This is a genomic window from Streptomyces sp. DSM 120436 (assembly GCF_055778765.1).
In genome coordinates this window covers 4,258,774-4,285,447 of sequence record NZ_JBSKBS010000001.1, presented here as the reverse complement: position 1 = coordinate 4,285,447, position 26,674 = coordinate 4,258,774, and the positions used below count along the sequence as shown (strand labels likewise).

The 26,674-nt window shown below is 73.4% G+C and carries 16 protein-coding genes and 1 pseudogene; 10 read left to right on the top strand and 7 right to left on the bottom strand.

Annotated features, from left to right (window positions below; genetic code table 11):
* Window positions 1-30: 30 nt before the first annotated feature.
* From ACWH4W_RS18995 to ACWH4W_RS18985, 3 genes are all read left to right on the top strand, one after another.
* Window positions 31-2,265 carry a DUF4838 domain-containing protein gene (locus ACWH4W_RS18995; protein WP_473076906.1) on the top strand — a complete coding sequence of 745 codons (2,235 nt, stop codon included), beginning with the start codon at window positions 31-33 and terminating at the stop codon, window positions 2,263-2,265.
* Between the two features lie 20 nt (window positions 2,266-2,285).
* Entirely contained in the window at window positions 2,286-4,643 is a 2,358-nt protein-coding gene (locus tag ACWH4W_RS18990; protein ID WP_473076905.1) for an alpha-L-fucosidase, read from the top strand.
* 423 nt (window positions 4,644-5,066) lie between these two features.
* Window positions 5,067-6,893 carry a glycoside hydrolase family 3 protein gene (locus ACWH4W_RS18985; protein ID WP_473076904.1) on the top strand — a complete coding sequence of 609 codons (1,827 nt, stop codon included), beginning with the start codon at window positions 5,067-5,069 and terminating at the stop codon, window positions 6,891-6,893.
* A 521-nt stretch (window positions 6,894-7,414) separates the two neighbouring features.
* On the opposite strand, the gene ACWH4W_RS18980 is transcribed toward ACWH4W_RS18985, so the two are convergent.
* Window positions 7,415-11,407: an endo-alpha-N-acetylgalactosaminidase family protein gene (locus ACWH4W_RS18980; RefSeq protein WP_473076903.1), complete on the bottom strand. Its 3,993-nt coding sequence runs from the start codon at window positions 11,405-11,407 to the stop codon at window positions 7,415-7,417.
* A gap of 72 nt (window positions 11,408-11,479) precedes the next feature.
* A complete protein-coding gene (locus ACWH4W_RS18975; RefSeq protein WP_473076902.1) occupies window positions 11,480-11,839 on the bottom strand; it encodes a hypothetical protein in 360 nt (119 codons plus the stop codon).
* Between the two features lie 459 nt (window positions 11,840-12,298).
* Between ACWH4W_RS18975 and ACWH4W_RS18970 the strand changes: the two genes are divergently transcribed.
* The 3 genes from ACWH4W_RS18970 (at window position 12,299) to ACWH4W_RS18960 (ending at window position 16,687) form a co-directional block, all read left to right on the top strand.
* A complete protein-coding gene (locus tag ACWH4W_RS18970; protein ID WP_473076901.1) occupies window positions 12,299-14,278 on the top strand; it encodes an RICIN domain-containing protein in 1,980 nt (659 codons plus the stop codon).
* A 133-nt stretch (window positions 14,279-14,411) separates the two neighbouring features.
* The gene (locus tag ACWH4W_RS18965) at window positions 14,412-15,710 is read left to right on the top strand and encodes an SGNH/GDSL hydrolase family protein (RefSeq protein WP_473076900.1); all 1,299 of its coding nucleotides are present in this window, start codon (window positions 14,412-14,414) and stop codon (window positions 15,708-15,710) included.
* Between the two features lie 164 nt (window positions 15,711-15,874).
* Window positions 15,875-16,687: an SAM-dependent methyltransferase gene (locus ACWH4W_RS18960; protein WP_473077548.1), complete on the top strand. Its 813-nt coding sequence runs from the start codon at window positions 15,875-15,877 to the stop codon at window positions 16,685-16,687.
* A gap of 117 nt (window positions 16,688-16,804) precedes the next feature.
* Here ACWH4W_RS18960 and ACWH4W_RS18955 read toward each other — a convergent pair.
* From ACWH4W_RS18955 to ACWH4W_RS18945, 3 genes and pseudogenes are all read right to left on the bottom strand, one after another.
* Window positions 16,805-17,078, bottom strand: a pseudogene (locus tag ACWH4W_RS18955) (IS5/IS1182 family transposase); the annotation flags it as partial.
* A 153-nt stretch (window positions 17,079-17,231) separates the two neighbouring features.
* Window positions 17,232-19,097: an ABC transporter ATP-binding protein gene (locus tag ACWH4W_RS18950; RefSeq protein WP_473076899.1), complete on the bottom strand. Its 1,866-nt coding sequence runs from the start codon at window positions 19,095-19,097 to the stop codon at window positions 17,232-17,234.
* The gene (locus tag ACWH4W_RS18945; protein ID WP_473076898.1) at window positions 19,094-20,794 is read right to left on the bottom strand and encodes an ABC transporter ATP-binding protein; all 1,701 of its coding nucleotides are present in this window, start codon (window positions 20,792-20,794) and stop codon (window positions 19,094-19,096) included. The genes ACWH4W_RS18950 and ACWH4W_RS18945 overlap by 4 nt, the downstream gene beginning before the upstream one ends.
* Before the next feature lie 267 nt (window positions 20,795-21,061).
* Between ACWH4W_RS18945 and ACWH4W_RS18940 the strand changes: the two genes are divergently transcribed.
* Both ACWH4W_RS18940 and ACWH4W_RS18935 read left to right on the top strand, forming a co-directional pair.
* Window positions 21,062-21,631 (top strand): DUF6328 family protein, encoded by a 570-nt coding sequence (locus ACWH4W_RS18940; RefSeq protein ID WP_365422458.1) that lies wholly within the window; start codon window positions 21,062-21,064, stop codon window positions 21,629-21,631.
* Between the two features lie 232 nt (window positions 21,632-21,863).
* Window positions 21,864-22,844, top strand: a complete 981-nt coding sequence (locus tag ACWH4W_RS18935; protein WP_473076897.1) for a DUF2804 domain-containing protein — start codon at window positions 21,864-21,866, stop codon at window positions 22,842-22,844.
* Window positions 22,845-22,909: 65 nt separating this feature from the next.
* On the opposite strand, the gene ACWH4W_RS18930 is transcribed toward ACWH4W_RS18935, so the two are convergent.
* A complete protein-coding gene (locus tag ACWH4W_RS18930; RefSeq protein ID WP_365422464.1) occupies window positions 22,910-23,149 on the bottom strand; it encodes a DUF5302 domain-containing protein in 240 nt (79 codons plus the stop codon).
* Between the two features lie 294 nt (window positions 23,150-23,443).
* On the opposite strand from ACWH4W_RS18930, the gene ACWH4W_RS18925 reads away from it, so the two are divergent.
* Both ACWH4W_RS18925 and ACWH4W_RS18920 read left to right on the top strand, forming a co-directional pair.
* Complete coding sequence (locus tag ACWH4W_RS18925; RefSeq protein WP_473077547.1) at window positions 23,444-24,430, top strand: oxygenase MpaB family protein; 987 nt, start codon at window positions 23,444-23,446, stop codon at window positions 24,428-24,430.
* Window positions 24,427-25,938, top strand: a complete 1,512-nt coding sequence (locus ACWH4W_RS18920; RefSeq protein WP_473076896.1) for an aldehyde dehydrogenase family protein — start codon at window positions 24,427-24,429, stop codon at window positions 25,936-25,938. Before ACWH4W_RS18925 ends, ACWH4W_RS18920 begins: the two co-directional genes overlap by 4 nt.
* 37 nt (window positions 25,939-25,975) lie before the next feature.
* Here the strand turns inward: ACWH4W_RS18920 and ACWH4W_RS18915 are convergent, their stop codons facing one another.
* Window positions 25,976-26,602, bottom strand: coding sequence for a TetR/AcrR family transcriptional regulator (locus ACWH4W_RS18915; RefSeq protein ID WP_473076895.1), 627 nt, complete (start codon window positions 26,600-26,602; stop codon window positions 25,976-25,978).
* Window positions 26,603-26,674: the final 72 nt, after the last annotated feature.

Genomic DNA, 26,674 nt, shown 5'->3' with positions numbered 1-26,674 from the left:
GGGGACCGGCCGGGCGGGAGCGGGCCGGGCATGAGCGGCGCCAGACGACGCGGCTTCCTCGCGGGAGCCGCCGGACTGGCCACCGCGCTCGCCCTCCCGCAGACCGCCGCAGCGCGGCCCGCCGCCGCGGCCGCCGCGCCGAGCGCGGGGTTCCCGCTGGTCCAGCGCGGCAGGGCGAGGGCCACCGTCCTGTGGCAGGGCGGGGGCAGCACGCGGTTCGCCGCCACCGAACTGCGCGACTACGTCCAGAAGATCACCGGCGTCCGGCTGCCGCTGCGCGCCGGCCGCCTCTCCCCCGGCGGCGCCGCCCCCGAGGGCGTCACCGGCTTCGTGGCCCTGCGGGCGGGCACCGGCTGGACGGACACGCTCCCCGCCGACCGGCTCCTCGCCGCGGGCCGGGAACTGTCCGGCGCGCCCGAGGACTCCTTCGCCGTCCTCGGCGACGACCAGTACACCGTCCTGACCGGCCTCGGCGACCGCGCACCCCTGTACGCCGTCTACGCCCTGCTCGAACGCCTCGGCGTGCGCTTCTTCGCCCCCGCCTTCCCCGCCTACGAGGGGCACCACGAGTACGTACCGCGCAGCGGGACGCTCCTCCTGGAGGCGCCGCACCTCGTCGACCGGCCCGCCTGGGGACTGCGCCGCCAGTACGCCGAGGAGGGCTACAGCCACAACGAGGCCACCCTGCCCCCGCTGCTGGACTGGATGGCCAAGAACCGCCTCAACACCTTCGTCCACCCCACCGACTACCTGGGGATCGGCGTCACCACCTACGACCGGGTGCGCCCGGTCCTCGTCCGCGAGGCGGGCAAGCGCGGCATCCTGATCGAGTCCGGCGGCCACGGCTACGACAGCTTCCTGCCCAAGGCGGAGTACCCGCAGTACTACGAATCCGGCGGCCCGCTCTTCGACCTCTACAAGCCCGAGGCGCTGGACGCCTACGTCGGCAAGGTCGTCGAGTTCCTGACCGCCCGCCCGGAGATCGGGATCTTCGACTGCTGGCCGCCGGACGTCTGGCAGTTCCAGAAGCCGATCCTCGACCGCTACGGGAGCCCCTCCAACGCCGAGTCGGTGGTGGTCAACCGACTGGCCGAGGTGCTGCGCGAGAAGCTGCCCGGGGTCCGGGTGGAACGCATCGCCTACGCCTCGACCCTGAAGCCGCCGGACCCGGAGTACGCCACCGACCCCGACGTCATCGTCGACTTCGCCCCGTACAGCCGCACCTACGGCGGGCCGCTGGACGCCCCGGACGTCGCCGCCAACGTCAGCCAGGCCGAGGCGCTGCGCGCGTGGCGGCCACGGCACCGCGGCCCGCTCGCGATGTACGAGTACTACCGGCGCTACCGCTGGCGCAGCATGCCCGTCCATCCGCTCGCCGTCATCGCGGGCGACGTCTCCTTCGAGGCCGGCCTCGGGCTGGACGGCATGGGGATGTACTGCGAGCCGGGCGACTGGATCCCGTACGAGCACGTGCAGAACCTGGTCGCCGCACTGGCCTGGGACCCCACCCTGGACGCCGTCGGCTACCTCGACGGCTACCTGCACGCGCGGTTCGGCCCGGCGGCCGCGCCCGCCATGAGCCGGTACTTCGACCTCACCCGCTTCGACCCCGACACCGTCGCGGCCGCCCGGCTGCACGACAGCTACGGCCAGGCCCGCGAGGCCCTGCGGGAGGCCGCCGGGCAGGCGTCCGGCGCGTCCGCGAGGACCGTGATCGACCGGCTCGCCCGCAACGCCGACGTCGCCCTCGCCGACCTGAACGTCGGACTCCAGCCGGCGGGCGGCGCCGGACAGCGGGCCGCCCGCCGGGAGTACCGCGCCCTCGTCCTGCGCAACCGCTTCAACGGCGTCTGCCTGCCGAACGTCCAGGCCCAGCAGCGCTGGAGCGAGGGCGCCCTGCCCTACGACGACGTGCGCATGCGGGCGGAGGTCGCCGACAACTACCGCGCCGCGGCGGCGGGGTTCGGCAATCCCGGCACCCTGGAACTGCAGCGGGGCGGCGGCCCGGCGACGCTCACGGTGGAGGCCCAGGACGTGGACTTCACGGGCCACACCGTGACCTGGACGGCGTCCGCCCCCGAAGGCGTCCTGCTGGAACCGCCGAGCGGCACGCTCACCGTGCGGGGGACGCGGGGAGCCGCACAGGACGTCGCCGTCACCGCGGCCGCCGCCGCGGCGGCGGGCGCGCACCGGATCACCCTGGAGTTCCGCCTGGCGGACGGCACGGCACTGACGCCGGCGTCCGTGCAGGTCACCGTCGCCTGAACCCCGGAGGGGCAGAACCCGTGAGAAACAGGATCCTGGCGGCGGCAGCCGCCCTGACCATGCTGCTCGGGGGTGCGGTCCTGGCCGCACCCGCCCACGCGGAGGCGAGAGCGGTCGGCAACCAGGTCGTGCCCATCGCACCGACCGACACCAAGGAGGACCTGCTCAGGAAGGCCGCCCAGGTCACCCCGAGCGAACGCCAGCTCGCCTGGCAGCGCGAGGAACTGACCGGCTTCATCCACTTCGGGCCCAACACCTACACCGGCCGCGACCTCGGGCTCGGCACCGAGAGCCCGAACGTGCTCCAGCCCACCGACCTCGACACCGACCAGTGGATCTCCTCCTTCAAGGACGCCGGCTTCACGAAGGTCGTCCTCACCGCCAAGCACCACGACGGCATGCTGCTCTTCCCGTCGCAGTACTCGTCCTACGGCGTGGCCTCCAGCAGCTGGATGGGCGGCCAGGGCGACATCGTCAAGTCCTTCACCGACTCCGCCCGCAAGTACGGCGTCAAGGTCGGCCTCTACCTGTCGCCCGCCGACCTCCACGAGGCCCAGCCCGGAGGGACCTTCGGCAACGGCAGCGAGAAGAGGACCAGCCGGATCCCGGCCAAGGGCGGCTCCGGCCCGTCGTTCACCTTCGAGGTCGACGACTACAACCGGTACTACATGAACACGCTCCACGAGCTGCTCACCAAGTACGGCACCATCTCCGAGGTGTGGCTCGACGGCTACGACCCCACCCACGGCCGCCAGCCCTACAGCTTCAAGGACTGGTACCGCATGATCCGCACGCTCCAGCCGAGCGCGGTCGTCTTCGGCGGCCCCGACATCCGCTGGGTCGGCAACGAGGACGGCTACGCACGCGCCAGCGAGTGGAGCGTGATCCCCAGCGAGGGAGCGGCCGACCCCGACGACCGGCGGATCGCGACGTACGGCGAGACCGCCGCGGACATCGCCGGCGACAGCAAGCTCACCACCGAGTCCGAGCACCTGGCCTGGTTCCCCGCCGAGTGCGACGCCCGGCTGCAGCCCGCCTGGTTCTGGCACCCGGGCCAGCCGCCCAAGTCCCTGGCCGCCCTGGAGAACATGTACTTCGGCTCCGTCGGACGCAACTGCCAGCTCCTGCTGAACGTGGGCCCCGACCAGAGCGGACGCTTCGGCACGGCCGAGGCGGACCGGCTGCGCGAGTTCGGCGAGCGGATCCGCTCCCTCTTCGCCGAGGACCTGACCGACGGCGCCACCGCCGCCGACGACGCCGGCACCTCCCACACCCCCGGCAACACCCCCGCCCTCGTCCTCGACGACGACGACTCCACCGCCTGGCAGCCCACCGGCACCACCGGCTCCCTGGTGGTCGACCTGGGCGGCAGGAAACGGTTCAACACCGTCGCCCTCCAGGAGAACATCCAGGTCGGCCAGCGCGTCTCGTCGTTCGCGGTCGACACCTGGGACGGCAGCGCCTGGAAGCAGGCGGGCACCGCGACCACCATCGGCTACAAGCGGCTCCTGCGCCTGGGCGCCGTGGTGGAGACGTCCAGGGTGCGGCTGCGCATCCTGGGCTCGCGCGCCCTGCCGCCCGCCATCTCCACCATCGGCCTCCACCACGACGGCGCGGACGACAACCTGGCCCTCGGCACCCCGGCCACCCAGTCGTCCTCCACCCAGCCCGGCGGCGCGGCCGGGAACGCCGTCGACGGCGACACCGGAGGGGACTTCTTCAAGGGCTCGGTCTCCCACACCGGTGCGGACCGCAACGCCTGGTGGCGGACGGACCTCGGCGCCTCCGTCCCGATCGGCCGGATCGCCCTGTGGAACCGCACCGACTGCTGCGCCGCCCGGCTCTCCGACTACTGGGTGTTCGTCTCCGACACGCCCTTCGACACCTCGCTGACCCCGGAGCAGCAGGCCGCGAAGCCCGGCGTCTGGTCCCGCCACCAGACCACCACCGCCGGCACCCCGGCCACCCTGACGGTCGGCACCAGCGGCCGGTACGTCATGGTGCAGCTCGCCGGCACCGGGGTGCTGTCGCTCGCCGAGTTCCAGGCCTTCGCCCCGGCGCACGACTTCTCCGTCACCGCCGAGCAGCCGATGACCTCGGTCACCCCCGGCGCCTCGGTCGCCTCCGCCGTCGGCACCACGGTCACCAAGGGCAGCCCCCAGACCGTACGGCTGTCGGCGACGGGCCTGCCGGAGGGCGCCACGGCGACCTTCGAACCCGACCGGATCCAGTCGGGCGCCGGCTCCAGGCTGACGCTGCGCACCTCGCCCTCGACCCCGCTGGGCGACTACACCGTCAAGGTCGTGGCCACCGGCACCGAGGCGACGCACAGCGCGCAGATCACCCTCAGCGTCACCGGCGGGTCCGCCTCCCGCTGACCGGCGGGCGGTGACCGGCCGACGGCCGGTCCGTGGGACCGCGCACCGGCTGTCGTGGGCAGTGGAGTGCGGTACCACGGACCGACCGCGGGACGGGCGGACCGGCGTGCTCCTCGCGGGGGTGTGCGCCTCCGAGGCGAGAACCTCGGAGGCGCACGGGGCACACCAGCAGGCACCGGCGTCCGCCAGGAGGGCGGGGGACGCGGCAGCGGGGGATCCTCCGCCTGCCGCGTCCCCCACCGTCACGCGGCGCGGTCGTCGAGGGGGCGGGCAGGTGGGCGGGCGACTTCCGCTTCGTCTGGACCAATTATGTCTAGACCTCTTGTCCCGCTCCTCCTCCACGGGCTACGTTGCCCGCTGTTCGAAGCCCTTCGTGTTTCCCCCAACTCCCGCGCCCCGCACGGCCGGAAGGAGCATGTCCGCATGCAGGACCGGAGTCTGTCCAGGCGTTCCGTCCTCGCCTCCGCGACCGTGGTCGCCGCGGGCGCGACGGGCCTCGCGGGCGTGGCGACCGCCCCCGCCGCCGCCCACGGGCGTGACAAGCGCCTGAAGAAGATCATCGCCAGGATGAGCGTCGAGGCCAAGGTCGGCCAGCTGTTCGTGCCCTACTTCTACGGCGCGTCGGCGACCTCTCCCAGCCAGGCGGACCAGGAACGCAACCTGCGGGAGCTCGGCGTCCGTACCGTGGCCGAGCTCATCGCCAAGTACCACCTCGGCGGGGTCATCTACTTCTCGGGCTGGACGAACAACATCCACGACCCGCGTCAGGTGGCCGAGCTGTCGAACGGTGTGCAGCGGGCCTCGCTCGCCCTGCCCACCCCCATTCCCTCCCTGATCTCGATCGACCAGGAGCACGGGGCCAACGTCCGCGTCGGCAGCGGAGCCACCCAGTTGCCGGGCGCGATGGCGCTCGGCGCGGGCCGCTCGCTCTCCGACGCGCGTACCGCCGGACGCATCTCGGGCACCGAGCTCGCCGCCCTGGGCATCCACCAGAACTTCGCCCCGGTCGCCGACGTCAACGTCAATCCGGCCAATCCCGTCATCAACGTCCGCTCCTTCGGCGCCGACGCCCGCGAGGTCGGCCGCATGGTGGCGGCCCAGGTGACCGGTTACCAGGGAGCCGGCGTCGTGGCCTGCGCCAAGCACTTCCCGGGCCACGGGGACACGGGGCAGGACAGCCACACCGAGCTGCCCGTGATCACCCACACGCGCGAGGAGTGGGAGCGCATGGACGCCCCGCCCTTCCGGGCCGCCATCGCCGCCGGCGTCGACTCGATCATGACCGCGCACCTCCAGGTCCCCGCGCTCGACCCGAGCAACGAACCGGCCACCCTGTCGCCCACGATCCTGCAGGGCGTGCTGCGCGGCGAGCTCGGGTTCGACGGTGTGATCGTCACCGACGCCCTCAACATGGCCGGTGTGCGCACCAAGTACGGCGACGACCGCGTGCCCGTCCTCGCCCTCAAGGCCGGGGCCGACCAACTGCTGTTCCCGCCGGACATCGACGTCGCCTACCACGGCGTCCTGGCCGCCGTCCGCGACGGGGAGATCACCGGGGAACGGCTCGACGAGTCCGTCCTGCGCATCCTCCGGGTCAAGGACAAGGCCGGTCTCCTCAGCGGCAGCCCCCTCACCTCCCCGCGGGAGGTCGACCGGATCGTCGGCGCCCGCAGGCACCGCCTCGCCGCCGACCGGATCGCCGAGCGCACCACCACCCTGCTGGTCAACGAGGACCGCACGCTCCCGCTCCGCCGCCGGCAGCGGAAGCTGCTCGTGGTCGGCGCCGACCCGGCGTTCCCCACCGACGGCACCCGGAGCACGGTGCCCGAACTGGCCAAGGCCTTCGACGCGCTGGGCTACAGCACCACCCACCTCGCCACCGGCCGCTCGCCCGACGCGGCCATGATCGACGCGGCCGTGGCCGCCGCACGGGGGCGGGACGCCGTGATCGTCACCACCGACAACGTCGGCGCCGCCGACACCCAGCGCACCCTGGTGTCCCGGCTGCTCGGGACAGGCGTCCCCGTCGTCCATCTCGCGGTGCGCAACCCCTACGACGTCGCCCACCTCGACGGCGTCCCCGCCTCCCTCGCCTCCTACTGCTGGACCGAGGTCGAACTGCGGGCCGCCGCCCGGGTGATCGCCGGCCGGGTCGGGCCTCGCGGCACGCTGCCCGTGCCCGTCCCACGCGCCGACGACCCGGCCCGGGTCCTCTTCCCGTCCGGACACGGTCTGTCGTACGACCGCTGACGTTTCCGCGGCCCGCCCGCCGGCCGTGTCCCTCGCGCCGGCGGGCGGGCCGAGCGCGAGGGACGGGAGCGGGCACGACCGGACGCGGGTCCAGCGCCGGTTGCGCCGCTGGAGCAGGTGGACCGGAGTCGCACCGGGCCCCCGGACTCCCGTCCGCGGACTCCTCGTTCATCACGCCGGTGCGGCGGGCCGGGCCCGCCGCACCGCGGTGCCGACGGCCCCGGGCCGGTCCGAAGCAGTGAACACCCGTAGGGGGTCATTCGCCGAAACCGCTGCGCGCGGTGGTGCCGGCCGTCGGAATCTCGTTCCGAGCGGGGGGCGCGACGGCCTGTGCGGGGGACGTGAAGCGGGGCTGTGGGTCGAAGAGTCTTCCTCAGCCATGGCGCGGACGAGGACGAGTGCGCCGGGGAAGCCCTCGACCTGCTGGTGCCTGAGTCGAAACGCCGTGGCCGAGCGGCGTGTGCGGTGGCCGGCGTCCGTGGGACGGGACGCCGGCCACCGCTCTCTTGGAGGGTGCTCGCTCAGGGACGGTCGGCGGGCCGTTCTCCCGGCGGGTGGCCCGTCGGGGGGTTCAGCGCCGTGCCGTACACCCGCATCTCCGCGGCTGCCGCGAACGGCTGCCCGTTGAGCGCGTTCAGCGCCGTGAACCTCACGTGGGAGGCGCGGACGCGGTCGAAGGTGATCCGCTGCGTCTGCGGGACGTCCTTCAGGGCGCCCTTCGCCACGGTGGTCCAGTGCGTGCCGTCGTCCGACACGGCGACCTCGTAGCCGGCGACACGGCCGTTCGGGCCGCCGCTCTGCCGGTTCAGGTAGCCGAAGCCGTCCACGTCGGCCGGACCGCCGAGTTCCAGCGTCACCCAGTGCGGGTACGGCGCGGCGGAGCCGGTGTAGTCGGTGTGCCAGATGGTGGCCGGGTCGCCGTCGAGCACGTTGGACACCGGCCCCTCGCCCGGTCCCGAGGAGCGGTTCTCCGAGTCCGCGGTGGCGGTCATCGAGCCCGGCGGGAGGAGGGGTTCGGTGGTCACGGTGGCGCGGGCGTCCGCGGTCACCGCCTTGGTCGCGCCCTCATGGGCGTACGTGGCGGTCACCTGCCACGCCGGGGTGGTGCCGGCCGCGTCCGCCGGAGGGGTCAGCAGCCAGGTGGTGCGGGCGCTGTCACCCGGCTTCACGGTCCCGAGGAGGTTGCCGTCCTCCTCGGCGACCTCCGCCTTCCAGCCCTCGGGCAGTCCGTGCAGGCGTACGCCGACGTTGACGGCGTCGGTCGTCTCGTTGTTGGTGAAGGTCGTGACGAACGTGCCGGGCGCACCCGGGCTCAGTTCGGTGCCGGGCGGGACGGTGACGCTCGCGCAGGCGGCGCCCGCCGGGTCCGCGCCCAGGTCGGTCACGGTGAAGTCGTCGACGACCAGGTCCGAGCCGGCGGCGCTGCCGAGCTTGCGCAGTCCGACCCAGGCGTCCCCGCACCCCGCGACGAACTCGTGGGTGTGGGTCCGGGTGTCCAGGGCGGGTTCCAGGACCTCGCGGCGGATCTCCCGGGGGACGGCCTTCCCGTCCCCGACGCGGTCGGCGCCGGTCACCCAGGCCCACTGGCCGGCGATGTTGGTCTGGTACGTGAACGAGACGGCGTAGCGGTGTCCCTCCTCGAACGGCACCGTGGCGGGCACCGTGCGGTAGACCAGTCCGGTGTTCTCCGCGTGGGACTTCAGCGAGTGCCGCCCGGCGAGCACGTCGTCGACGGCCTTGCCCTTCAAGGTGCCGGAGTCGTACGGGGAGTAGGTGTTCTTCCACTCCTTCTGGCTGTAGGGCTCGTGCAGGTCGCTGATGCTGGTGCGCGGATCGGTGACGCCGCCGGCGTCGCCCTTGACGAACGGGCCCCAGCCCGGCTGGTTGCCCTCGAAGTCGTCGTGCGCGACGACGGTGCCCTTCTCGGCGCGCGGGAGCGGTGAGGCGGTGTCCGCCATGACGCGCACGTCGTCCAGGACCACCGGTGCCTCGCCCGCGGCGGCGCCCAGTTCGACGGTGACGCCGCCGCCCGGTGGCGCGGTGAAGGCGACGGCGGCCCGCTGCGCGTAGGTGTCGCGCTTCTCGTCGGCCGCGATCGTGTTGCGGGCCGGGGTGACGTCGAAGGTCCTCGCCGCCCCGGTGCGGGCGCCGCGCACGCGGAGGGTGGTGTCCCGGCGTTCGCCGGGGCCGATCTCGACGTCGGCGGCGAGCGTGTACCGCCGGCCCGGAGTGAGGCCGGAGACCCGCTGGGAGATGCCGGAGGCGGCGGGGCCGAGGCGCACGACGTTGTCGCCGTTGCCGGCGCGGGTCAGCGAGACGTCGCCCTGCGGGTTCCAGGCGCGGAGGTCGCCGCCGTTGAAGCCGGGGTCGGCCAGTTCGGTGAACTCGCCGTAGCGCGGGTCGCCGTGGGGCGCCTTGCCGCCCTTCGGCACCAGGACGTAGGGCCGGTTCCTCTCGCCGGTCAGCGTGACCTTCCCGTCCTCGGCCCTGACCCCGGCGGTCCTCACCCGGCCCCGGTCGGTGAGTTCGTAGAGGGTGAAGTCCCGGTTCTTCGCGAACTGGCGGGTCAGCTCGAAGGTGTGCGTGCCGCCGGTTCCGCTGAAGAAGTACATCTTGTCGGCGTCGCTCGGCGAGGAGGTGCGGCCGCTGCCGCGGGGCTCGCCCCAGGGCAGCAGGTAGGTGTCCCCCTTCAGCACGACCACGTCGCCCGTGGAGATCCGCCGTTCGCCGTCCTCGATCTCGACGCCCACCCCGCCGGTCAGGGTCGCGGACCGCCCGGGGTCCCAGTCCATCAGCCGGTAGTGCTGGAGGAACTTGGCCGGCAGGTTGTCGGTCCAGATGTTGCGGTAGAAGGCGTTCCAGTCGTCCTCACCGGTCCAGCCCTCGAACTCGACGATGCTGGCGCCGCCGAGCAGCGGGTCGACGTTCCACACGTCGCGGTCGGAGTGGGCGATGAAGCGGACGATGTCGGAGTTGACGCCCTTGTTGGTGACGCCGCCGTAGTTCTTGTCGGCGGCCCAGTGGGACCACAGCGAGGTGCCCTCGAACTTGTACGACCACTCGGTGGCGATCTCGAAGCCCATCTCGCGCAGTCCGGCGGCCAGTCCGTCGGCCAGCCAGCCGCTGGAGTAGTGGACGTCGATGTAGACCGTCCTGATCCCCGGCGCCTCCTTGCGGAGTTGTTCGAACCGGTCGAGCACGGCGCCGGTGCCGAGGTCCTTGCGCTGGTCGATGTGGTAGGCCTGGTTGAGCCAGTCCCACCCGTTGGGCCGGCCCTCGACCAGTTCCTGGCTGAAGCTCTTCGCCTGCGGGTACGCCTCGGTGGCGTTGACGTGGACGGCGAAGTCGGCGTTGTAGCGGGCGCCGGATCCGGTGAGCCGGTTGAGGTCCTTCAGTCCGCCCGCGCGGACGTTCTCGTTGCCGCCGTAGTCGGGGTGGGCGGAGTCGTGGCCCTCGGAGGCGTAGCCCTTCTCCAGCACCCACTGCCCGAGGTTGTCGGTGGCCATGGAGACGCGCTTGGTGTGGTCGAGCGTCTTGAGGAACGGGTTGGTGGCCTGGCTCGCGAAGTTGAAGGGGATCCGCTGCACCACGCGTTCGGGCACCCGGTCCGCACCGAGCGGGCGCCGCATGTGCGCGCGGTGGGCGATGGCCCCGTCCTGCCAGTCCACCGTGCCGTCGCCGTTGGCGTCGGCGGCGAGGACCACGGTCGCCCGGGGCAGTTCGTAGGTGGCGACACGGGGGTCGGTGGCTCCCTGGGGCGCGTGGGTGTGGACGCCGGCGGAGAGTTCGGCGCGGCGGCGTCCGTCCCCGGTGTCGACGATCCGCGAGATCAGGCGGGTGTTCCAGTTGGTGTTGTCGTTCTGCGGCGAGTCCTCGGTCGCGTTGGTGACGATGCCCGCGGACAGCCGTGCGTTGCCCACGAACGCGTAGGGCGTGCCGACGGGGCCTTCGTCCGTGGGCGTGTCACCGGTGAGGCGGATGAAGCGGTCGGCGGTCGTCGTCGAGTCCGCGGAGATCTTGGTGCGGGCCAGGTTGGCCCCCGGTTCGGAGGAGTCGACGGAGACGAGGGAGTGTCCGGGTATCTCGAGGGTGCGCACCGCCCGGGCGGCCTCGCCGGAGATCTTCTCCACGGCGAAGACGACGGTGGCGTCCCCGGTCACCGTGAGGGTGGACACGAGGGTGAGGCCGGGCAGGTCCGCGAAGGTGGAGGTGTAGGTGGCTCTGCTCCCTCCCGCCTTCATGGTGGTGGTCGCGCGGTGCGCGGTGCCGTTGACGGTGAAGCTGTCCAGGGCGGTCGCCCGGCCGCCGAGGGTGCGCGTGCCCAGTCGGTAGGAGATGACCTGGGGGAACTCCTCGGCCACGGTGACGGTCAGGTCGCCCCGGCTCAGCCGTACCGGTGTCGCCGCGGAGCCGGTCACCTCATCGGCCGCGGAGGACACGGGGGGCGCGGCGCCGGCGGGCACGACGGTGCCCGCGGACACCGCCAGGCCGAGGAGCAGTGCCGCGGCGGCCACGCGGGGGCGCAGAACACGTCTGCGTCGGGATGGGCGGGATAACGGTGTCGCCATGGTTCCGCCTCTCGCTCGTCAGAAGGTTTCGACGTACTCCTCGGCCGGTCCGGGGTCGGGCCGGCCGAGGACTTCCACCCGGTCGCCCAGCCGTTCGAGTTCCAGCAGGGTGAGGGTGTTCCCGCCCGGCAGCGGTGCGGGCGGGCAGAGCGGGCGCCGGGGACCGGTCTCCCGGTGACGGCCGAACAGGGGGCCGTCGACCCGCGCGAACCCCTTGGCCGCCCCTGGCGGGGTGAGGGAGCCGCCGGCCGGCTCCGGGACCGTGAACCGGTCGCGGCCCGGGTGCGGTTCGTGGGCGTTCCACGGGACGTACGTGTCCACGGCGGTGAGGCCCGGGGCCGCGGCCCGCCCGGACAGGCCGGCTCGCCTGGTCGGCATGGACGCGGAAGTGATGCGGGGACCCCGCCGGAATCCGCAGCGGCCGACCGCGCGGACCGGTCGGGAGCGGCTCAGGCACGGCCTTCGGACGGGACCGCAATCCCCCGGTGTTATCGGTGCCATGGCCAGCCCTTCCCTCCGCCGGAACCGCTGAACCGCGTCCGGCAGCCGCGCGTGCTGCGATCAGCAAGGGATCACGCACGAGACTCCGAGGTGCGGCATGGCTCTCCCATGAAGCACGTCACGGGAACTATGACAGACGATGTTATCGATGCCAACCGTGTCGGCGCGGAGGGACCGCGTCGCGGGAAAAAGGCGCGGCACGCACCCTTGACTGTGTCCTGACAGGTCTCCTACCGTCCGGTGGTCAAGACATCAGACGTCTTCTCTCATCTCCGACCGGTGTGCACGAGCACATCGCGGCTCCCCATTCGTCCGGCGACCCCGCAGGGAGACACCGTGCGCCTCCGAAGACTGACTCTCCTCCTGTCCGCCCTGTCACTCCCCCTCGCCTCGGTGTGGGCCGCGCCCTCCGCCCAGGCTGCGGAGCAGGCCCAGACCTTCCACGTGGACTGCGGCGCCGCCGTCGGCGGTGACGGCAGCCAGGCCAGGCCCTGGAACGCCCTGTCCACGGTCAACGCCCGTACGTTCCAGCCCGGTGACGCGATCCTCCTCAAGCGCGGCTCCACCTGCACCGGGCAGCAGCTCTTCCCCAAGGGCTCGGGAGCCCCGGGCAACCCCATCCGGATCGGTGCCTACGGCAGCGGCGCCAAGCCGAAGCTGGCGGGCGCCGGCCAGGTGACGGACGTGGTCCGGCTCGCGGACCAGGAGTACTGGGAGATCGCCGACCTCGACATCTCCAACAAGGGGACCACCGCGGCGACCAGGCGCGGCGTCCACATCACCCGCACCGACTCCGGAACGGGAACGTACTACCGGATCCGCGGGCTGGACGTGCACGACGTGAACGGCAACCAGACCAAGAAGGACGACGACGCGAGCGCGGGCATCTTCTTCGAGGTCCTCGGCCACACGACGCCGACCAAGTTCGACGACGTGGTCGTCGAGAACAACACGGTCCGGACCGTCGACCGCTACGGCATCCACTTCTGGACGCGCTGGATGACGCGGCCGGAGCTGAACAACCCCAACTGCGGCACCACCTGCGGCCCCTGGACGCCGCAGACCCGGATCGTGATCCGCGGCAACACCGTGACCGACATCGGCGGTGACGCGATCGTGCCGCACCACACCGAGGGCGCGCTCGTCGAGCACAACAGGGTCGACGGCTTCCGCGAGCGGGAACCGGCCCACTGCGCGGCCGGCATCTGGGGCTGGAACACCAACCGCGCGCTGTACCAGTTCAACGAGGTCAGCGGCGGCAAGAGCGAGTGCGACGGCCAGGGCCTGGACATCGACGAGGGCAACATCGGCACCATCTACCAGTACAACTACAGCCACGACAACGAGGGTGGCTTCATCCTCCTGTGCAACGGCGCAGGCTCCACCACCGCCGACAACATCGTGCGGTACAACATCAGCCAGAACGACGGCGGCCAGCTCTTCGACATGGTCTGCGCCAAGACCAGCAACACGCAGATCTACAACAACACCTTCTACCTCTCCCGCCCGGTCGACATCATCAACAACGCCAACGGGTCGGGTGCCGCGAACGCGGTGTTCAGCAACAACATCTTCCACGTGGTCACGTCCGACGCCTCCTACATCAACGCGGGCAGCCTGGCCTTCGACTCGAACGTCTTCTACGGCAACCACCCGGCCGGCGAGCCGGCCGACCCGAACAAGGTGACGGCCGACCCGAAGCTCGTCGCACCGGGCACCGCGACCTCCCGTGCCGACGCGGACGGTTACCGGCTCGGAGCCGGTTCGTCGGCGCTCGCCAACGGCCGCCCCCTGGCCGCCCCCGGCGCCCGCGACTACTTCGGCAACCCGGTCACGGCCGGCTGCGTCCCCGACCGCGGCGCCCACCAGTCGACGACGGGCTGCACCGCTCCCACGGGGCCGTCGAACGGCGTGCACCAGATCTCCGCGGGCGGCCAGGCCATCGACGTGCCCGCCAACTCCACCGAGCAGGGAACCCAGTTGCACGGCTGGAAGTGGCACGGCGGCAACAACCAGAAGTGGACGGTCACCCGCACCGCGGACGGCTCCTACACCCTGCGGAACGTGCACTCGGGCCTGTGCGCGGACGTCCGTGACAACTCCAAGGAGGCCGGGGCGGCCGTCATCCAGTGGCCGTGCAGCGGGGCGGCGAACCAGCGGTGGACCGCCACCTGGAAGAACGGCGGTTACACCTTGACCTCCAAGTCCAGCGGCCTGCTGCTGACCTTGGCCTCCGGTGCCGACGGGGGGCTGATCTCCCAGCGGCCGGCCGCGTCCGGCGCGATCCAGACGTGGGACTTCGTCCCGCAGTCCTGAACCGACGGGGCGCCGTGACGCGGCGGGGAGGGCGGGATCCCGCCCTCCCCGCCGCGTCACACGACACCGGACACCTCACGACTCGACCGAGGCGGCCCGCATGGGCCGCCGGACCTCACGAGGGGCGATTCCCATGCGAAGACGAGCCGTACTGACCGCCGCCGGCTCCCTGGCCGCCGCGATGACCGTCTCCACGGGCCGGGCGCTGGCCGCGCAGACCGTCGGCCCCGTGCTGGACCACCGGATCGAGAGGACGTACGACGGCACGTCGTACACCGACCTCTCCGCCCAGGTGTCCGCCGTCAGGGGGCTGAGCACCGGCACGGTCCTCGCCACCTGCAGGACCACCAGCCGCAATCTGGCGATGACCCTCCTCGGCGTGTCGAACCCGCTGGAGCCGTCCAGCGAGGTCTTCCTCGGACTGGCCGGCGGCGCCCTGCAGTTCGTCGTCCGGGACCGGGGCGCCGTCCTGGTGAACCGCCTCACCCGCACGATGTACGACGACGGCGCCTGGCACACCTTCGCCGTGACGGTCTCCGGTCAGGGCACGACCTTCCACGCCGACGGCCGCCCCGTGCTGACCCTGGCGAACACCCGGTTCTTCTCCGCCGTCCCCGGCCTGGCCTCGGTCAACGTGGGACGCAACGTCGACAGCACCCATCCGGGAGGTGAGTGGTTCTACACCGGCGGCATCCGCCGGGTCGCCGTCTACGACCGGGTGCTGACCCAGGCGGAACTGCAGGCCGAGAGCGTCCGGGTGGACCTCGCGGACTTCGGCGCCCTCTCGGGGATCCTCAACTCCGACACCCCCGCCAACTGGGTGATCACCGGTGACAGCATCACGCACGGCGCGCTGTGGACCAACGGCTGGCGCAGTTACGCGGAGCACTTCCAGGAGCGCGTCCGCTGGGAGCTGGGCAAGCCCAAGAACACCGACTTCGTGGTGGACACCGGTGTCAGCGGCGCCACCACCGCCGATCTGGTGGCCGCGTTCCCCCAGCGGGTGACGGCGTTCTCCCCGCGTGTCGTGTCGGTCATGCTGGGCACCAACGACGTCGCGACCCCGGGCATCGGCCGGGCGGTCTACCGGGCGAACCTCGTCCGGCTGGTCGACGCCGTCCGCGCCCTGCCCGGCGGGGTCGTACCGGTCCTGCAGACCCCCAACCCCGTCGACCTCGCCCGATGGAGCAACCGCACGGCGCTCGGCGACTACGCCGAGACCATGCGGGAGGTCGCGCGGGAACACGGTGTCGTCCTCGTCGACCACCACGCCCACTGGCTGGCGGCCCACGGCGGCAGCGCGCCCACCCGCCTCCTGGGGGACGGGCTCCACCCCGACCAGCGCGGACATCTGTTCCTCGCCCACAAGATGATCCGGGACCTGCGCGTCTTCGACCCCGGCAGTCGCGTCTGCTCGCTGACCATTCCCTGACCGTCCGGCACCGCCGGCCCGGCCCCGCCCCGGGCCGGCTCCCCCTCACGCACCCGGGCTCCGTTCGACGCTCCGCGTCCGCCTTTTCCGCGGAAGTCCGTTCTGCGAGGGGGTACTTGATCAAATCCTTCACCACTTTGTGTGAAGCTATGCCCATGGAATCCATGGAATCCCCCGAATCCTCGCGCGGCGACATCAGGGACAGACTGCAGACCGACCGTCCGCACTCCGCCCGGGTCTGGAACTACCTCCTGGGCGGCAAGGACAACTACCCCGTCGACAGCGAGGTCGGCGACGCCATCCTGACCACGTTCCCGGAGTTCGCCGCCGTCGCCCGGCTGCAGCGGCGGTTCCTCGCGCGCGCCGTGCGCTTCCTCGTGCAGGAGGCCGGCATCCGCCAGTTCCTGGACATCGGCACGGGACTGCCCACCGCGGACAACACCCACGAACTGGCGCAGCGCATCGCGCCCGAGAGCCGCATCGTGTACGTGGACAACGACCCGCTGGTGCTGGTGCACGCCGAGGCGCTGCTCACCAGCAGCCCCGAGGGGGCCTGCGCCTACGTGGACGCGGACGTGCGCGACCCGGAGCGGATCCTGGCCGAGGCGGCCAGGACGCTGGACTTCAGCCGCCCGGTCGCCCTGACCATGCTCGGGATCGTGGGCCAGATCTCCGACGCCGAGCGGCCGGCGGACCTGGTGAGCGCCCTGCTGTCCGGCCTTCCCTCGGGCAGCTACCTGGCGCTGAGCGACGGCACGGACTCGAACGAGGCGCTCAACACGGCGGTCGCGGCGTACAACAAGCAGTCCGCCAACACCTACCACCTCCGGTCGCCGGAGCAGATCGCCGCGTACTTCGCCGGGCTGGACCTGGTGGAGCCCGGGGTCGTCGCCACGGCCTCCTGGCGCCCGGACCCCGACGCGCCCGAGACGGACGCGCCCGACGTCTCCGTCGCGGGAGTCGCGCTCAAGAGGTAGCCGTTCGTCTCGAGGCCGGGCCACCGCCCTGAATCCCGGGTCACCGGTGCGAAGCGTCGCGTCGAAGGGGAACGGGGCGGTGACGCCGGGGCACTGACAGACATCGCCCGTCGTGCGTCACCCCGGCCGGTGTGCCCTGGCGCCGGCGTTCCGGTGCTCGAGCCTGCCCTGGTGGGAATCGGCGCGGAGCTGTTTGAACTGGTGCGGCCAGACGAAGGCACGCTCGACCGCCCAGCGGCCCTTGCCCGGTCCGGAGCCGTGGGCGGCGGTGCTTGTCGAAGTCGTAGCCCCGGTCGGCGTACACACCCCGGGGCTTGCGGCGGGGACGTCCCCGAACTCCCCGGATCGGCGGGACCGTGTCGAGCAGGGGCAGAAGCTGGGTGACGTCATGGAGGCCGCGCCGGAACAGCCCACGGTTTCCGCCGGGACGTCCGCCAGGCGACACCGGTCCGCAGCACGAACAGGACACCGGCGAGTGCTGTTCGGTCAGGAACGCGCAACCGCCTCACCACCAGGGTCTGGCCTTGGTCAGCGCGTTCGTCCGCTACCGGGGCGCCGGAACGTACGGCTGCGGCTCGTCCGGGGCGGCGGAGCGCAGTCCCGTCCAGCTCCACCACAGCGCGGCGTAGCGCCCGCCCGCCGCGAGCAGTTCGTCGTGCGTTCCGCTCTCCACCACGGCGCCCTGGTCGAGCACCAGGATCCGGTCGGCGCGTTCGGCCTGGGTGAGCCGGTGCGCGACCAGCAGCGTGGTCCGGCCGCGGGTCGCCGCCTCGGCGGCCTCCTCCAGCACCCGGGCGCCCGCGCTGCCCGCCTCGGCCGTCGCCTCGTCCAGCACCGCCACCGGCGGGTCGGCCAACGCCAGTCTGGCCAGGGCGACGTGCCCCGCCTGGGCGGCGGTCAGCGGGTGCGCGCCCTCGCCGACCCGGGTGGCCGGACCGTCCGGCAGCGCACGCGCCCAGCCGAGGGCGCCCACCGCGTCGAGCGCGGCCAGCACCGCCTCGTCGTCGGCCTCGGGGCGGCCGAGCCGCACGTTGTCGAGGAGGGTGCCGTGGAAGACGTGCAACTCCTGGCTGAGCAGGGCCACATGCCGGCCCAGCCGGCTCTCCCCGATCCGGTCCAGGCGCGCCCCGCCCAGCCGTACGGTGCCGGCCGTGGGCTCCAGCACGCCGGCGATGACGGAGGCGAGCGTGGTCTTGCCCGCGCCGCTGGCGCCGACCAGCGCCACCCGCTCGCCGGGGGTGACCGTCAGCGTGACGTCCCGCAGCACGGTCCGGTCGCCGTACGCGTGGGTGACGCCGCGCAGTTCGAGGCCCGCGTCGGCCGGCGTCTCGGGGGCCTCGGGCTCGGGCGGCGGGCTCATGCCGGCGATCCCGGCGAGCCGCGCCAGGCTCGCCCCGGCCTCCTGGACGTCGTCGAACTGCATGACGAGGAAGCCGATCGGGTTGAACAGCCGGTGGAAGTAGAGCGCCGCGGCCGTCACCGCGCCCACGGTCACCGCGTCGGCCCGCACCAGCAGGAAGCCGGTGACGAGGACGGCGGTGAGCCCGATCAGCTCGGCGAGGTTGATCCGCGAGCCGAACCGGGTGAACAGCCGGAACACGGTGAGGGACACGTCGCGCGCCTCGGCCGACCGCTCCTCCACCCGCGCCACGTGCTCGGCCTCGCGCCGGTGGGCGAGCACGGTGGACGCACCGCTCAGGGCGGCCGCCATCACCTGGGTGCGTGCGCCGGTCGCCACGCGCTGCTCGGCGTAGAGCGGGCCGGAGCGCGGCAGGTACCAGCGCAGCGCGAGCACGTACACGGGGGCCGCCGCGAGTCCGGCGAGGCCGAGCCGCCAGTCCAGGGCGAACAGTCCGGCGCCGGTGAGGACCACGGTGAACAGGGCGCTCACCAGCTGCGGTACGACGGCGGAGACGGCGGCGGTGACGACGGCGACGTCGTCACCCGTGCGGGAGAGCAGGTCGCCGGTGCCCGCCCGTTCCAGGACCGCGGAGGGCAGGTGGAGCGCGCGGTCGAGCACGCGGGCGCGGATGCGGGCCAGGACCGTCTCGCCCAGCCGGGCCACCAGGGCGGCGCCGAGTCCGGTGAGCACCCCGGCGGCGACGGCGGCGGCCACCAGGGTGACGACCACGGACAGCAGGCTGTCGGTCCCGGCGCCGGCCCGCACGTCGTCCACGAGGCCGCCGAGCACCCAGGGGGCGACGAGCCCGGCGGTGCTGGCCAGCAGCGTCACCACCACGGCGGCCGCCGTGAGCCGCCGGTGGCCGGCCAGTTCGGCGCGGAGCAGCGCCCAGGTGCGCCGGGGGGAGGCGATGGGCAGCAGGTCCTGCCGGGGGCCGCCGGGGGTCTCCGCGGCCGGGGGCGCGTCCTGCTGTCCGGGCCGTGTCACGTCGTCCGTCCGCTCGTTCAACGCAGGACCGCCTTCCGGTACGCCGGGTCCGACGCGGCGAGTTCGCTGTGGGTGCCGGTGCGCACGGCGCGTCCGCCCTCGACCACGACGACCCGGTCGGCGCGCGCCAGCAGCGCGGGGCTGCTGGTGACCACGACGGTGCAGTGTCCGCGGCGCCGGTCGGCGAGTCCTTGGGCCATCGCCTCCTCCGTCACCGCGTCGACGGCCGTGGTCGGGTCGTGCAGCACGAGCACGGGCGGCGACGCCAGCAGCGCGCGGGCCACGCCGATGCGCTGCCGCTGTCCGCCGGAGAGCGAGCCGCCGCGTTCGGTGACGCGGTGGCCGAGGCCGGCCGGGTGCTGGGCGACGATGTCGTCGGCCGCGGCGGCGCTCACCGCGTCGGCGACCGCCGCGTCGTCGTGGTCCGCGCCCGCCGTGAGGTTGTCCCGCAGGCTGCCCTCGAACAGGGCGACGTCGTGCTCCTCGACGAGCACCGTGCGCCGTCGCGCGTCGAGGGTGAGGTCCGCGGCGGGCACCCCGCCGGTCAGGACCTCTCCCCCGTGCCCGGCCGCGCGGCCGGAGATCACCGCGAGCAACGCGTCGGCGTCGCGCGGGTCGTGGGCGACGACGGCGGTGAGCTGCCCGTGCGGGGCGTGCAGGTCGAGGCCGTCCAGGGTGCGGTGGGTGACGCGGCGCAGCGTCAGGTCGGCCTGTCCCGGCGCCTGGTCGCGGGGGCCCGGGACGGTCAGCGGCGGGGCGTCCACGGCGTCGGCCCAGCGGCGGGCGGAGGCCCTCGCCTGCGCCAGGAGCTGCCCGCAGAAGCCGAGGGTGTTCAGCGGCTCGGCGATGAACTGGGCGAGGCCGACGACCGTCACGAGCTGCCCGACCGTCAGACGTCCGTCGAGCGCCGACCAGCCGGCGAACCCGGCGACCGCGGCGAGGAACAGTCCGCTGCTCGTCGTCGTCACGCCCCGGTGCAGTCCGGTGGTGGTGGCGGTGCGCAGGCCCGCCTTCAGCGCTTCCTCGCCCGTCGCCCGGTAGCGGTCGGAGGCGGCGCTCCGGGCCCCGATGCCGCGCAGGGTGCGCAGCCCGCCGAGGAGGTCGGCGGCCAGGGCCGTGACGCGTCCCGTGGCCTCCTGGAGCACGGCGCTGTGCCGGGTGAGGCGGGGCCCGACCCAGCCGTTGAGCAGGACCGAGAGCGTCACGCCCACCAGCACGCCGAGGCCGAGGGGCACGTCGATGAGGAGCAGGGCCACGGACGACACGACGATGGCGACGACCGCGGCGACCGCGAAGGACACCGCGTGGATGATCGACGCGGCCCGCTGCGCGTCCGACGAGGCGATGGTGAGGAGTTCGCCGGTCCGCAGCTCCGTACGGCGGCCGCGCGGGTCCAGGGCGGCGCGGGCCACGTCGACGCCCAGCAGGTGCGCCTCCCGTTCCATCGCGGTCACGCCCTGCCGGGAGCCGAGGCGGTACGCGTAGGCGAGGACGGTGAAGAGCGCCGTCAGGCCGGCGACGGACCAGAGCAGCGCGGTGACGTCACCGGTGGCCACGGCGCGGTCGATGACCAGGCCGATGGCGATCGGGACGGTGGCCTCCGCGGCCTGGTGCAGCGCCAGCAGCAGCCAGCCGGCCATGAGCCGCCCGCGGTGGCGCCGCAGTGCCGCGGCGAACACCGCCCGGGGCGTACGGGGCTGGGGTGGGCTGCCGGGCATGCGTGAGTCCTTCGGAGCGGCGACACCGTACGGGCGCGCAGGTTAGGTCAGCCGAACCTTACCAACGACGTCCGGCCGCGGATCGGCCCCGGTCCCGCTTCCCCGGCGCGGTCTCGGGGGTGCCGTCGGCGGGCCGCGGGGCGCTCGCCGTGCGGCCGGGCACGGGGCGCCGTGGCCCGGCGTGTGCGGTCGGCCTCGTTTGCCCCGGATCTTGCATGACCGGCGCTGATCGGGGCAAACGGTCCGCCTGGAACAGGGGAGGACGCCATGACGATGACGGAGCAGCCGGCCGAGCCGATGGAGAAGCAGAGCGTCTGCTGCGCGCACCAGGACGCCCACGCCTCGTGGCCCGGTGGCGAGCCGCCGGAGTCGGCGCGCGAGCGGGTGAACCGCCGCTGGAACGAGGTGCTGCAGGAGACACGCGTCACGCAGACGGGTGTGCAGATCCTCTTCGGCTTCCTGCTCAGCGTGGCCTTCACCCCGCTGTTCCGCGAACTGGAGACGCTGGACAAGGTCATCTACGTCATGACCGTGGTGTTCGGCGCGTCCGCCACCGGCGCGCTGATCGCTCCGGTGTCCATCCACCGTTTCCTGTCCGGGCAGCGGATGAAGGACGAAGTGGTGGAGATGGCCGGGCGGCTGATGGTGTGCGGGATGGTGCTGCTCGCGCTCACCATCGGCTGCACGCTGCTGCTGATCCTGCGGTTCGTCGTGCCGGGCGTGCTCGCCGAGGTGCTGGTCGGCGGGGTCATGCTGTGGTTCGGGCTGTGCTGGTACGTGCTGCCGCTCCGGCTGCGCCGCCGCGCCGCCCGCCGCGCACGGCGCAACCAGATGTGACGGCCGGCGGTCGTCGTTCCTCACAAGGGTGGCGCGTACGGGCCGGGGACGAGGTGCGGGAGGAACGGGCCGTCCGGGAACAGGAGTTCCCGGACGGCCCGTCGCGCTTTCCGGGGCGGCGTACGCCGCGGTCGTGTCCCACGGTATGACGGGGCACGGACACAGGTGACCGTGCCCGGGGTCCGCTGGACCCGGCCGGGCCGCGTCACCCGGGCGAAAGGGCCGCGCTGACATGACCGCCGAACGTGAGATCACCTCCCCCGTCGACCTGTGCCTCCCCGACGGGCGGCTCGATCCGGAGGCGGTCGGCTGGACCCGGCGGCCGCTGCACCGGGCGAACCTGCGCGGGTGGGGGCGCGTCAAACGCTGGGAGTACTGGGGCATCGTCACGCCGTCGCACGTCGTCGGCCTGGTCGCCTCCTCCCTCGACTACGCCGGCACGCACGGCGTGTACGTGCTGGACCGGGCCACCGGCCGCGAACTGGCCGAGGACGCGGTGACGCCGCTGGCGAGGGGCGTGCGCATGCCGGACCGCAGCGGGACGGGGACCGCGTCCGCGCGGGGCGGCGGGGTGACGCTGGAGTTCGTCCAGCACGCGGAGGGCACCACGATCAGCGCGGCCGCTCCCGGTGTCCGGCTGGAGGCCGAGGCGCCGCTGGTGCCGGGGCGCGAGTCGCTGGGCGTGGTGGTGCCGTGGGGCGAGCGCCGCTTCCAGTACACGGTGAAGGACCTCGGCCGCCCCGTCCACGGCCGCCTGACGCTCGGCTCGCGGGAGGTCGCGTTCGACGCGTCCGACTCCTTCGCCGTCCTCGACCACGGGCGCGGCAAGTGGCCGTACTCCATGACGTGGAACTGGGCGGCGGGCTGCGCGCCGGGGCGGGCGGTCCAGCTCGGCGGCCGGTGGACCGACGGCACGGGTGCGACGGAGAACGCCCTGTTCGTCGACGGCCGCCTGCACAAGATCGGCGACGAACTCGTCTGGGAGTACGACCGTACGGACTGGCTGCGTCCGTGGCGGATCAACGGGCCCCGGGTGGAGGCGGAGTTCCGCCCCTTCCACGTACGGACCGCCAGGACGAGCCTGGGGGTGGTGTCCAACGACACGCACCAGTGCTTCGGGAGCTTCACGGGGCGCGCCCGCGCCGACGACGGCTCCTGGGTGGCTCTCGACGAGCTCACCGGCTGGGCGGAGGAGGCCCGCAACCGGTGGTGAGGGCGGGGCTCCCGCGCCCCCGCCCGTGAACCGCGCGGGTCACGGACGGGGCGGGACGGACCGGCTCAGCCGCTCTTGCGGCGGAACGACCGCCGGCCCGTCGCCGGACCGTGCGTGGCGCGCACCTTGGACGCGTTCGGGTTGCCCACGGCCTCGGCCGCTTCCGCCTGGGCGCCGCGCTTGCGCGCCAGGGCCTCGCGGAACTTGCGCTTCAGGTCGTAGGCGCCGTCGTCGTCCGGCGTGACCGGGGACGTCGCGGCGGCGGCCGGCTCCGGACCTTCCGTGGCGGGCGGTTCTGCGGTCATGGTGACCTCCTGGGTCCGGGAACGGGCCAGCACAGCTTGTCACGCCGGGGCCCGTACGCGCCGGGTATTTTCCGGCGCGCGCCGCTCTGTGGTGACGGTGGACCTGCGGGGTGTCCCCCCGGCGCCGGCGTTCCCGGAACCGCCCCTGAACGCGTCCGCGCTCTTGACGCCCGATGTTACAAGTCAATAATTTCAGTATCTCCGTTGCACACCAGGGCCGTGTTCCACGTCTCCGTCGCCTCCGGTCCCTCGCCCGGCGAGCCGGTGGCCGCGTTGCCGACAGGAGGGATCAGCATGGGCCGTCACCGCAGGCTCGCCCGGATGCGGCAGATGGATCCGCAGCGGGACTTCGAGCAGATCTACCGCTGGATCACCCGGTACGAGTTCCCCCGCGACTACCTGCACGGCACGTCGGTCGCGTTCCTGCGCGACTACGGCGTCCCCCGGATCTCCCGACTGCTGGACCGCACGCAGGAGTTCGAGCGTGCCGGGCAGAAGCGCTACGACGACACGGTGCTGATCGCGTACGAGATGGTGCGCGACGGGATGGACTCGGAGCACGGGCGGGCCGCCGCCCGTCACCTCAACCGCATCCACGGCCGGTACCGCATCCCCAACGAGGACTTCCTGTACGTGCTGGCCACCACGGTGGTGGGGCCGAAGCGGTGGATCGACCGGTACGGGTGGCGGCCGTTGTGCGCGCAGGAGACCGAGAGCCTGGCGCTGGTGGGCCGGCGGATGGGCGAGATGATGGGCATCTCCTCGGTGCCCGGCACCTACGCCGAGTTCGAGCGGCTCCACGACGCCTACGAGCGGGAGATGTTCGCCTACGACCCCGCCAACCGCCGGGTCGCCGCGGCCACGTTGCGCGTCATGGCGGCCTGGTACCCGGCCCCGCTGCGCCGGATCGCCGTACGGGCCACGCTGGCCGTGCTCGACGAACCGCTGCTGGCGGCGCTCGGGTTCCGCCCGCAGCCGGCCTGGCTGCGGGCGGTCGCGCACCGGGCGCTGCGCCTGCGCGCCGTTGCCCTCCGGCTGCTGCCGGCCCGGCCGGAGCGGTTCCCGCGTCGCCCGAAGGCGCGCACCTATCCCTTCGGCTGGACCCTGGACGACCTGGGCCCGCACTGGGCGCACTCCCGTCCGGCCCTGCCGCTGCGGGACGAGGAACCGCCGGACGAGAAACCGCCGGACGAGAAACCGCCGGACGAGGAATCGCCCGGCACGGTCCCCGGGCCGTCGCGGCCGTCCGCCGTCCGGTCCCTTCATGAGGAGACCCCATGACCGGGACCATCCCGGGCGCCGCCCCGCGCGCCTCCGCCACCACGTTCACCACGCACTCCCCCGCGACCGGCGAGCGGCTCGCCGAGTACCCGGTGCACGGGCCGAAGGACGTCGCCCGTGCCGTGGCCCGCGCCCGCACCACGCAGGCGGGGTGGGCGGCGCTGCCCGCGTCGCGCCGCCGTGACCTGCTGCTGCGCTGGAAGAAGGCGCTCGCCGACGACCTGGGCACGGTGGCCCGCACCATCGCGGAGGAGACCGGGAAGCCGGCCGGTGACGCCGCGCTGGAGGTCGTGCTCACGCTGGAGCACCTGGCGTGGGCCGCCCGCAACGCCCCACGGGTGCTGGGCCGCAGGAGAGTGCGGACCGGGCTGTTCACGGCGCATCAGCGGGCCTCGCTGGTCCACCGTCCGCTGGGCGTCGTCGGCGTGATCGGCCCCTGGAACTACCCCCTCTACACCCCGATGGGCTCCCTCGGGTACGCCCTCGCCGCGGGGAACGCGGTGGTGTTCAAGCCGTCGGAGCTGACGCCGGGCACGGGGGTGCTGCTGGCGGAGCTGTTCGACTCGGCCGCGCCCGAGTGCGCCGGGCTGCTCACCACGGTCACGGGGGCGGCTGCGACCGGGGACGCGCTGGCCCGTTCCGGGGTGGACAAGCTGGCGTTCACCGGGTCGCCGGGGACGGCGCGGAAGGTGATGGCGGTGTGCGCGCAGACGCTGACGCCGTTCCTCGCCGAGTGCGGCGGCAAGGACGCGGTGATCGTCACCGCCGACGCCGACCTGGACGCGGCGGCCGACGCGATCGTGTGGGGCGCGCTGAGCAACGCGGGGCAGACCTGCGCGGGCGTGGAGCGCGTCTACGCGGTGCGGGAGATCCACGAGAAGCTGTGCGCGCGGGTGGTGGAGCGGGCCGCGGCGCTGCCCACGGGGGCCGGCGCGGACGCCGCCTACGGGCCGATGACGCTGCCCGGCCAGACCGCCGTCGTCGAGCGGCACGTCGGCGGCGCCGTCGCGGCGGGCGGACGGGCACTGCTGGGCGGGCCCGCGTCGGTGCGGGCGCCCTACGTCGCCCCGGTGGTGCTGACCGAGGTGCCGGAGGACGCGGCGGCGATGACGGAGGAGACGTTCGGACCGGTCGTGGTGGTCAACGCGGTGGCGGGCGTGGACGAGGCCGTGGAGCGCGCCAACGCCTCCCGCTACGCCCTCGGGGCCGCGGTGTTCTGCGGCAGCGGGCGCACGGGGGCGGCGATCGCGGCGCGGCTGCGCGCGGGCGCGGTGTCGGTGAACTCGGTGCTGGGCTTCGCGGCGGTGCCCGCGCTGCCGTTCGGGGGGTCGAAGGACTCCGGGTTCGGGCGGATCCACGGCGCGGAGGGGCTGCGGGCGTTCACCTCCGTGCAGTCGATGACGGTCCAGCGGTTCGCCCCGGCGATCGCGCTGACCTCCTTCGCGGTCCCGGCGGCCACCCGCGAGCGCGCGGTGCGGCTGGCGCGTGCGCTGCACCGGCGGCGCTGAACGGCGCGGGGACGCCTGCCCGTCGCCGCCGGGGCGGTCAGGCGTCCAGCAGCGGGGCCAGATAGCGCCGGGCGAAGGCGCGGGCCTGGTCCTCGTCCTCCATCTCGATGCAGCTCGACGGGTTGAGCAGGAAGGACACGGCGACCCGCACCATCAGCTCGGCGACCGGACGCGGGTCCTGGTCGGGCCGGCCCTCCGCCTGCTGCGCCCGGCGCAGATGCCCCGTCAGGTACTCGACGGTGGCGGACAGCGAGGAGCCGCCCTGCACGGTCAGGTACGGCAGCACCACCTCGGGCTCCAGCCGCAGCATGCCGCCGAGGAGCGGATGGGCGCGGCTGTGGCGCAGGGCGACGGCGAACCCCTCGACGACCCGCTCCCGCATGGTCGGCAGGCCCGCCACCACCGCGTCGAGCCGGGCGAAGAACCGGCTCAGTTCGCGCAGCAGGGTCTCCTCGACCAGGCGGTCCTTGGTCTGGAAGCGCCGGTAGACGGTCACCCGGGAGACACCGGCCCGCTTGGCGACGTCGTCCACCGAGGAACGGCGCACGCCGAGGAGGGTGAACTGCTCCAGGGCCGCGTCGAGGATCCGCCGCGCCGTGTCGTCCTCGGGCTCGGGCCGGGCGAGGACCCGGGCGAGCCACGAGTCGTTCGTGTCAGTTCTCATGGTGCTCCTCACGATACCGGCGAACGACTCCCCGAGAGGCGATGATACAACTACCATATCTTTGTATCTTCA